Consider the following 9,405-nt stretch of genomic DNA (forward strand, 5'->3'; position numbering starts at 1 on the left):
CTAATCAGCTCCTTATTAAAAGATTAATTTTTTATTTAAATAATCAACTAATTCATCAATTGGTAAACGAATTTGTTCCATTGTATCACGATCACGAACTGTTACAGTATTATCATTTACTGAATCAAAATCAACAGTAATACAATAAGGTGTACCAATAGCGTCTTGACGACGATAACGTTTTCCAATTTGTCCAGCGACATCAAATTCACAATTAAAATATTTTGATAATAAATTATATACTTCTGTTGCTTTATCACTTTGTTTTTTAGTCAGTGGTAAAATTGCTGCTTTAAATGGTGCTACACAAGGATGTAAATGCATTACTGTTCTTGTATCGCCACCTTCTAACTCTTCTTCTTCATAACTATCACAAAGTACTGATAAGAATAAACGATCAGCACCAACAGAAGGTTCAATTACATATGGAACATATTTTTCATTTGTTGTTGGATCTAAATATTCCATTGATTTATTTGAATAATTTTGATGTTGTGTTAAATCGTAATCAGTACGATCAGCGATTCCCCATAATTCACCCCAACCAAATGGGAAATTATATTCAACATCGCAAGTTGCTTTTGAATAGAAAGATAATTCTTCCTTTTCATGATCTCTAAAACGTAAATTTTCTTCTTTTAATCCTAAATCAAATAAGAATTTTTGACAATATTCTTTCCAATATTCAAACCATTCTAAGTCAGTATCTGGTTTACAGAAAAATTCCAATTCCATTTGTTCAAATTCACGAGTTCTAAAAATAAAGTTACCTGGTGTAATTTCATTTCTAAATGCTTTTCCAATTTGTCCAATTCCAAAAGGAACTTTTTTACGTGTTGTTCTTTGAATATTTTTGAAGTTTACAAAAATCCCTTGAGCAGTTTCTGGTCTTAAGTAAACTACTGATTTATCATCTTCAACAACACCCATTCTTGTTTCAAACATTAATTTAAATTGACGAACGTCAGTAAAATTACTTTTACCACAATTAGGACAAACGATATTGTGATCTTTAATATATTGAACTGTTTGTTCACTTGTCCATCCTTCACTATGAACGTTTGGATCATAAGCTTCAATTAATTTATCAGCACGGTGTCTTGTTTTACATTCTTTACAGTCGATTAAAGGATCTGAAAAGCTGCTTACATGTCCACTTGCTTCCCATACTTTAGGGTTCATAAAAATTGCAGAATCTAATCCAACATTATATGGTGATTGTTGAATAAAACGTTTCCACCATAATTGTTTAATATTGTTTTTCATTTCCACACCAACAGGACCATAATCCCAAGTATTTGCAAGACCATCATAGATTTGTGAACCTTGGTAAACAAATCCCATTGTTTTTGCGTGATTTACTAATTTTTCCATATCTTTAGCTGCCATAAATTACTCCTTTTTCTTGATATAAACAATGAATGACTTGAACACAGTCAAGTCAAATAAAGGCAATAAGCTGTTTAATATCTTTTTTTCGTGCACATATAAAATACCCTTATAGTGGTTATTTGTCAACCAACTATAAGGGTTCTAAATGAAGGTCCGATTATTCAACCAGTCTAAAATATCCTGGTATATTTCTAGACGTTGTTTATCATGTAATAAATCATTATGACTATCATTATAAAGTTTTAAAGTTATATCTTTTTGTCCTTGAGCCTTTAAATTATCATATAACCATTTAGGTCCAATCCCAAAATCACCGAAAGGATCTTTAGCTCCAGAAAGAATTAAAATAGAAACATAGTTAGGTATTTTTTTTATATTTTGATTAAGTGATACTTCACGTATCAATTCTAACACTTCATTATAAGCATTATTTGTATATGTAAAATCTGTAAATGGATCTTCTAGATACTGAGCCATTTCCCGATTATCCCCAGTTTGATAATAACTATCTTTATCATGTGAAAACAGCTTATTGATAACATTTTTACGAACTGTTTTTGAGCGATGCATTGGTCCTTTAAATAATACATCACCTTTAATAATCAATTTTTTTAATTTAATAAAATGCTGTTTACCACAAGTTCCCAATAATATAGCCCCTTGAACAAAATCCCCATAATTAGCTAGATATTGTCTTAAAACCAGTGATCCCAATTGATTACCAATCATAAAATATGGTAAATCCGGATATCTAGCTGCCATAATATTTCGTAACCGATGCATATCTTCTACTAATGTCTTGGTAGCATCGCCAATTCCAAAATAACCTTGTTCATAATTAAACAATGAAGTTCCATGTCCTGGAAAATCACTTACAACTACCACAAAACCTTCATGTGCCAAATATTCAGCAAAGCGCTCATATCGTCCCGAATGCTCAGACATGGCATGATGAATCTGGACCACAGCTTTATAGCGAATCATTACAGTTGGCAAATAAACATCAAATTTTACATGTGTTGCCGTCGATGAAGAATATCGTTCTGTAGATTTCATGCCAATATTTCCCCCTCATTTATTTTACTATATTGTTATATTATATACATAATTTGTAAAAAAATAAACAAAATCCACAAAACTTAACAAAATAACTGCTAAAAAATGATGATTTAACCATATTTTTTTAATAAACCTTCAAATTTAGTATTTATAAACCAAAAAAGCTCTTGGATTTCCAAAAGCTTTTTATAAAAAATCTTTACAAGAAACTAGTAAATCTATTTTTTGCCATTGAACTTCTTCATCAATACAGTTTCCCTCTTCTACTGAAGCAAAACCGCATTGTGGCGATAAAGCAATATTATCACCAACTACTTCTTTTGCTTGTAAATAACGTTTTTTAATTTCATCATGGCTTTCTAAAACAGGATTTTTAGTAGATATTAAACCAGCTACAAATGTTTTATCACTACCTTTTAATATTGACCATGGCTCAAAAGAGCCAGAACGTTCATCATCATATTCAACAAAAAAGCCATCATAAGGGATTTGACAAATAATTGGTGCTATCGAATCATATAATCCGGCAAACAAAGGATATCCCTTAAAATTACCTTTACAAAAATGATTAGCGATAATCATATCCTTAGGTTTATTTTCTAACGCTTTAGTAGAAACAGTTTTAAACCATTGTAAAACTTCTTCTTTTTGATAACCTAAATCACTAACTTTTTTACAAAATTCTGCATCGATCATATAAGTCCATGATGTATCATCAATTTGTAAATAACGACAACCATGATCATAGAAATCCTTGATTGCTTCTTGATAAGCAAGAGCAATATCATCGATCAAAGCATTTAAATCTGTTCCATAATAAGGAATTTCTTTTAACCCAAGTTGTAAAAAATGATCTACTAAAATCATATTAGGACCTGAGATACATTTTTTAGCTTCAACCCCAGGATATTTTTTAACTAAATTATATAAAAAATCCCACGCCTGTATTTCTGGATGGTTTGTACTACGATCATAACTTATTTTTCCACAAACCATTCCTAATTCAATCTTATTTACTTGACCATTACGCTCTTTTTCTAAATGTTTAGTCGTAAAACCATCAAATTCTTTTAACCAGTCTAAATGCCACCAGCGACGTCTAAATTCACCATCAGTAACAATTTTTAATCCATGTTCTACTTCTTTTGCTACTAATTTTTCAATTTCTTGATCTTCAACTTCTCTTAACTCTTCAATACTAATTTTACCATCAAAGTATTTTTTACGTGCTTCTTTTATCTCTTGTGGTCTTAAAAAAGACCCAACAATATCATATTTAATCTTTAACATTTTTCTACCACCTTTTTTCTAAAAAAATGGTATCGTTTTTTTAGAAAATTGTAAAATATTAAAAATATGAGCTTTGCTATAGCTTTAAACTATAACAACTTTTTAAAATCAATCTCGATAAGTTTCTTTCATCCAAGCCTTTTGCTTACAACTAGGACACTTTAAATATTTTCCTTTTTTCCCATTATTAAAACTAAATAAGTCCTTAATCCATGAAATAGTAAATTTATGATGACAATAAGGACATACATACGCACTATTTATAGCATGAAAATATACTAAAAATAACAAAAAGCCAACATTAATAACTAACACTAAAATAAACCACTCTCTAGCTATTAAACTACTTAAAAGTATACTAACAAAAAGCATTAATACATACCCAATTAAAAATAAGTTAGTTAATTTACCTTTACTATTAAAATAATCTTTTTTAATCATTAAATCATTTAAATCCTTATCGCTTAAAACTGGCATAGTAGAGTCATTTTCAATTTCCGATAATAGAATATTAATCTTTTTATTTTTTCTATTCATATCATTAATCTGGTCATCTAATTCATTTTTCTTTTTTATTAATAATTCCCGTAATAACAATGCTGGTTCTTTTGTCTGTAATAATTTTTTTATTTCTTTTAACGATAGTCCTAAATTCTTATATAAACAAACTAACTGAAATATTTGTAACTGTTCATCACTATAATATCTTCTATTTTCCACAATATTAGTCGGTTTAATTAAATCAATCTTATCATAGTATTGTACTGTCCTAATTGTAAGGTTACATAATTTAGCAATTTCACCACTTGTATACATTATTATCATCCCTTCCGCTATTAATAATTATAATCGATTACCTTAGGTAACAAGCAAGAAAAAAAGAGAAATCGATAATGATTTCTCAATTATAATCAAAAATCTAACTTCATTTCATCAATTAAATACTTTTCTAGTTTACAAACATCACCGTCATAACAATATCCAGCTATTCCAGCTTGTTTAGCGCCATCAATGTTAGCTTTAACATCATCGATAAAAACTGATTCTTCAGCTTTTAAATGAAACTCATTTAAAAAATCCTGGTAGATTTTAATATCCGGTTTCACTAATAGATGTTTAGCAGAAATATAAAATCCATCGAAGTATTTAAAAGCCTCTACTCTTTGACAATATTCATCAAACTGTTTGTTACAGTTAGATAATAAGTAAATTTGATAATTATTATTATTTAGTCTTTTTAACAATGGTATGATTTCTATAAAAGGTTCAAAATAATCATGCCAATGATATAAAGCATATTTTAATAATTCACGATGCTTTGAGCTAAAACTAGCAACTGTTTCTTCAAGGCTAATTTTGCCTTCATCTAGTAAAGCCCATTGTTTAGAAGCAAATAATTCATTAATAATAATTTCTTTTTCCTTTTCATTATTGCTTAGTTTTTCAGCAATATATTGAGGATCCCAACGTAATATTACATTCCCCATATCAAAAACAACATTTTTAATCATGCATCAATTCTCCTAATATTGCCACTCCTTTAACAATATCTTCATCACTTGGCATTGAAAAATTCATTCTAAAAGATTGACATGGTTTACTATCATCATCATAAAAAGCATTACCTGGTACAACAGCTACTTTACGTTCAATTGCTTTTTGAACAAATTCAAGCATATCAATTCTTTCAGGTAAAGTAACCCAAATAAACATCCCACCATCTGGTTTAGTCCATTTACAATCCTTACTAAAATGCTTTTCAATTTCATCGAGCATCAAATGACATTTTCGATCATACACTGCTTGTAATTGTTTTAAATGGGCATCCATATCAGTTTCTTGTAAAAAGCGTGCCATTACACTTTGCGCCCAGGCATTTGTATGAACATCATTAGTCTGTTTAGCGATAGTACACTTAGCTAGTAAATCTTTATGTCCAACCATGATAGCTACACGCATTCCTGGTGAAATAATTTTAGAAAAACTTACTGCATAAATAACTAATCCTTCATCATCTAAAGATTTAATTGAAGGAATCGCTTCATTTTTAAATCGTAAATCACCATAAGGATTATCTTCTAATATTGCTACTTGATATTTTTTGGCTAAAGCATAAATAGCTTTTCTTTTAGCTAATGAAGTAGTAATTCCTGTTGGGTTTTGAAAATTAGGAATTAAATAAATTAATTTTGGTTTCTTTTCACCGCTTAAAACTGCTTCTAATTTTTCAAGATTAATTCCATCATCTTCCATTTCAATTCCTACTAATTTAGCACCATTGCTTTTAAAAGAATTTAAAGCACCTAAAAAACTAGGATTTTCACAAACTACTAAGTCACCTTCGTTACACAAACATTTTGTCACAAAATCCATAATTTGCTGTGAACCAGAAGTAACCATAACTTCATCATAGTCATTAACAATTTTTTCATTTCGTGACAAAAACTTGATTGCAGCATCTTTAAAACTTTGATTTCCTTCAGTAATACCGTACTCTAAAATTGAATTAGGCTGTTTATCGAAAATATCATCACTAATCTCTTTTAATTTACTTACCGGAAAAGTTTCGCTAGCTGGATTACCACCACCAAAACTAATAATTTCTGGATCATTCATTAGTTTTAGTATTTCTCTTACTGCCGAAGCTTTAACCCCACTGATTCGATTTGAAAATTCAAACTTCATATAATTTGGCCCCCTTTAATATATTGTTTATTATAAACTAAATATTTGTTAATGCAAAGAACAAGAAATTAGTTTATAATATTTAAAAAGGAGGGGATCTGTTTGCAAGCACTTTTTTTAGTTCTTCATAAAGTCGAAAAGCTTGATGACTTACTATGCGCACTACAAGATAATGGTATTAGCGGGGGAACAATTATTGATAGTAAAGGGATGTTAAACACATTAAAAAGTAATGATAGCTTTATTATTGAATCTTTACGGATCTTTTTAGAAGATCCTCGTGAAAGCAGCAAAACTCTTTTTTTCATTTTAGATAAAAAAGATGTCGAAAAAGCCCGTAAAGTTATCGATGAAACTTTAGGTGGTATTAATAATCCAAATACTGGTATTATGTTTGGCATCGATTTAACTTTTGTCGATGGTTTAAATGGCAAATAATATTATTTAAAAAAGATTCGAATAATTCGAATCTTTTTTTACCACTGTAACATTGTCATATAACTTTCTGTTGAAGCTAAAGCTTTTTGATAGTCATCTAAATTTACCATCTTTTCTTTTTTACCGTCAATAGAAGCAATATATACACTATTATATTCACTTTCTAGTAATAGAGATTGTTGATAATAACTCAATTGGCCATTTACAATCTGATATGTTTTTTTACCATCTTGATTTTGATATTCAACTATATCACCTGTTAAAACTAAAATATATGCTTCATGACTAGGCTTTTGACTACTATGATTAAGTAAAGGAGCATCTTCACCAGGTGGCAATAACTGCATTACTTTATTGAAACTTTGATTTCTTGCTATTTTATAACCAAGAACTTTTTCACCCTTTTCAATTCTCATAATTACTTCCTGATAACTCTCTAGGTAATTTCGTTCGTTTACTAGTTCTAACAGTTCAACTTTTAAAACCTGATTTTCAGCTACAACATTACTAATTTCAACATTCGTTTCTTCTTTTTTTATAGTATTCTCACTGCTATCTTGATTAAAAATAACAAGTAATAATAAAGCTACAACCAAAACAGCTATTACAATTGCAAAAAAGCCCCGTTTTGTTAATCTAAGTGTTTTTCTAGCCATGACATTCACCTCGATTAAATTATAACATAATAATTGACGTTTTTCTTATTGTTTAATAATTAGTCATAATTAAAAAGAATATATTTACTCAAAAAATTAATATTTTAAAACAAACTACGATTGCACAATATTAACTGTATACATGCTTTTTCTTTTTTATAAAAAATAGAAAAGGAACATCATGTAATGTCCCCTTATCTACTTGAAATATTTAAATTTTTCAAATTATAAAACTTTTTCTAGATGATTAACAATTTCACCTTCAGGAACAAAACCTGTAATTTGATCAACAGCTTTTCCATCTTTAAAAATAATTAAGTTAGGAATAGCTTGTACTCCATATCTTCTAGCAATATCACTAGAATTATCAACATTTAGCTTATAAAAAGAAACATTTGTCATTTTATCAGCTAACCCTTCAATTACAGGGGCTAACATTTTACATGGTCCACACCAGTCAGCATAAAAATCAACTAGAACAACTCCACTAGCAATTGCATTATCAAATTCATTACTTTCTAATATTTTCATTTATTATCACCTCACTTACATTATCCCTATTTATAAAATAATTACAACTAATTTGCTTTAATTTTATTATATTCCTGAATTGTTCGATCTAATGGATCGTTATAACTGTATGAAATCAAGTCAATTGCCTTATCTTCAGGATCATATCCAAAATATATACTACTAGGACTACTCTTTTCTACTTCATTTAATAAACTATGGTCATTTTCAAAAGCCTGTAGCTGTTGAATTAAAATATTTTTGAATAACTCAATATCTTCACTATTAATAATTTGTTCATCAATATTTTCAGATTCATCAGCAAAATCAATTTGATAAATAACATCAAGCATATCTACTAATTGATAATAATCATAATACCAGACACGAATTATTTCCTGATTAAACTTTTCAACGATTGCTTGATAATCATTATAATTAAGCCAATAATTACGCACTATTTGTCTTCCATTTTTTAACTGATAAACAATTCCAATCTCATAATCACCATAACTGCATTTGGTATCTAAAATTTCCTGATGAATTTCAACGACAGTATCAATCATATTTTTATCTTTTAAATAAGCATTTTTATTTAAAAGATTCTTACTTAAAGCAAACTGTATATCATGATTGATCGTAACCGATTCAATATTACCTGGAATATAATCTTCAATAAAACTTTTACCCCCAAGAAATAATCCCAAAGTTATAATAGAAATAATACTAGCCTGTAATATATTTGCTTTATATTTTATTTTCTTTGTATAAATATATTGTATTAAAAAGACAGTCATGAAAGTAGCAATTATACTAATTGCAAATAACACACTTATCGACATAGAGGGAACATCTGTTAATCCCGTGAACATCCAGGAAATAACAACAATTATTACCATTTTAATAATTTGAGCAATTACATTATTAGTAAAACCATGATAATTAGTTAACGAATTTCTTTTTAAACAAGCAAGAAAACCACAAATAGTAAAAGCAAGACTATAGAAAATACAGATCAATATTTCATTTATAGCCACACTTTCAATGCCAGCTTTCATCAATGAATAAATAGGAATCAACAAATCCAAGACCGTATCTGGTAACGCTGTAATAATAATGCCCCTGATAAATGTTTGATAAACCGCAAAGATACAAATAAAGATAATAATTGGTGCTACAAAAACAATGACCTGGAGACAAATATTCATGATTATTGAAGTGGTTAAATAAGCTGTTAAATTACCAAGTGAATAATATATCCCAATAATCATAAGTAAAATAATCAAAACATTACCAAAATTATGTAAATCAAATATAAGAGCAATTAGACTATAAAATACAAGTGGCAATAAAAGAACGGTTAATCCACTAAGAT

Annotated in this window: 10 protein-coding genes; 1 reads left to right on the top strand and 9 read right to left on the bottom strand. The window is 28.6% G+C overall.

What is annotated here, in order from left to right; genetic code table 11:
- Positions 1 to 15 precede the first annotated feature (15 nt).
- The 6 genes from B5E92_RS10390 to B5E92_RS10415 all read right to left on the bottom strand — a co-directional run bounded on the left by B5E92_RS10390 (position 16) and on the right by B5E92_RS10415 (position 6,426).
- The gene (locus B5E92_RS10390) at positions 16 to 1,389 is read right to left on the bottom strand and encodes a glycine--tRNA ligase (protein ID WP_087301895.1); all 1,374 of its coding nucleotides are present in this window, start codon (positions 1,387 to 1,389) and stop codon (positions 16 to 18) included.
- Between the two features lie 144 nt (positions 1,390 to 1,533).
- On the bottom strand, positions 1,534 to 2,448 hold the full coding sequence (locus B5E92_RS10395) for an alpha/beta fold hydrolase (protein ID WP_087301897.1): 915 nt from the start codon (positions 2,446 to 2,448) through the stop codon (positions 1,534 to 1,536).
- A 189-nt stretch (positions 2,449 to 2,637) separates the two neighbouring features.
- Positions 2,638 to 3,741, bottom strand: coding sequence for a 5-methyltetrahydropteroyltriglutamate--homocysteine S-methyltransferase (locus B5E92_RS10400; protein ID WP_087301899.1), 1,104 nt, complete (start codon positions 3,739 to 3,741; stop codon positions 2,638 to 2,640).
- A 108-nt stretch (positions 3,742 to 3,849) separates the two neighbouring features.
- Positions 3,850 to 4,557: a MerR family transcriptional regulator gene (locus B5E92_RS10405; RefSeq protein ID WP_158095219.1), complete on the bottom strand. Its 708-nt coding sequence runs from the start codon at positions 4,555 to 4,557 to the stop codon at positions 3,850 to 3,852.
- Positions 4,558 to 4,652: 95 nt separating this feature from the next.
- Positions 4,653 to 5,252 carry an HAD family phosphatase gene (locus B5E92_RS10410; protein WP_087301903.1) on the bottom strand — a complete coding sequence of 200 codons (600 nt, stop codon included), beginning with the start codon at positions 5,250 to 5,252 and terminating at the stop codon, positions 4,653 to 4,655.
- Positions 5,245 to 6,426, bottom strand: coding sequence for a PLP-dependent aminotransferase family protein (locus B5E92_RS10415; protein ID WP_087301905.1), 1,182 nt, complete (start codon positions 6,424 to 6,426; stop codon positions 5,245 to 5,247). The genes B5E92_RS10410 and B5E92_RS10415 overlap by 8 nt, the downstream gene beginning before the upstream one ends.
- 102 nt (positions 6,427 to 6,528) lie before the next feature.
- On the opposite strand from B5E92_RS10415, the gene B5E92_RS10420 reads away from it, so the two are divergent.
- Positions 6,529 to 6,864 carry a hypothetical protein gene (locus tag B5E92_RS10420; protein ID WP_087301907.1) on the top strand — a complete coding sequence of 112 codons (336 nt, stop codon included), beginning with the start codon at positions 6,529 to 6,531 and terminating at the stop codon, positions 6,862 to 6,864.
- Positions 6,865 to 6,902: 38 nt separating this feature from the next.
- Here the strand turns inward: B5E92_RS10420 and B5E92_RS10425 are convergent, their stop codons facing one another.
- The 3 genes from B5E92_RS10425 to B5E92_RS15525 all read right to left on the bottom strand — a co-directional run.
- The gene (locus B5E92_RS10425; RefSeq protein ID WP_087301909.1) at positions 6,903 to 7,520 is read right to left on the bottom strand and encodes a hypothetical protein; all 618 of its coding nucleotides are present in this window, start codon (positions 7,518 to 7,520) and stop codon (positions 6,903 to 6,905) included.
- 225 nt (positions 7,521 to 7,745) lie between these two features.
- On the bottom strand, positions 7,746 to 8,051 hold the full coding sequence (gene trxA, locus B5E92_RS10430; RefSeq protein ID WP_087301911.1) for a thioredoxin: 306 nt from the start codon (positions 8,049 to 8,051) through the stop codon (positions 7,746 to 7,748).
- 47 nt (positions 8,052 to 8,098) lie between these two features.
- A partial coding sequence (locus tag B5E92_RS15525; RefSeq protein WP_158095220.1) for a hypothetical protein occupies positions 8,099 to 9,405 on the bottom strand: 1,307 nt, incomplete at its 5' end.

Origin of the sequence: Erysipelatoclostridium sp. An15 (assembly GCF_002160675.1) — a bacterium.
GTDB lineage: Bacteria > Bacillota_I > Bacilli_A > Erysipelotrichales > Coprobacillaceae > Thomasclavelia > Thomasclavelia merdavium.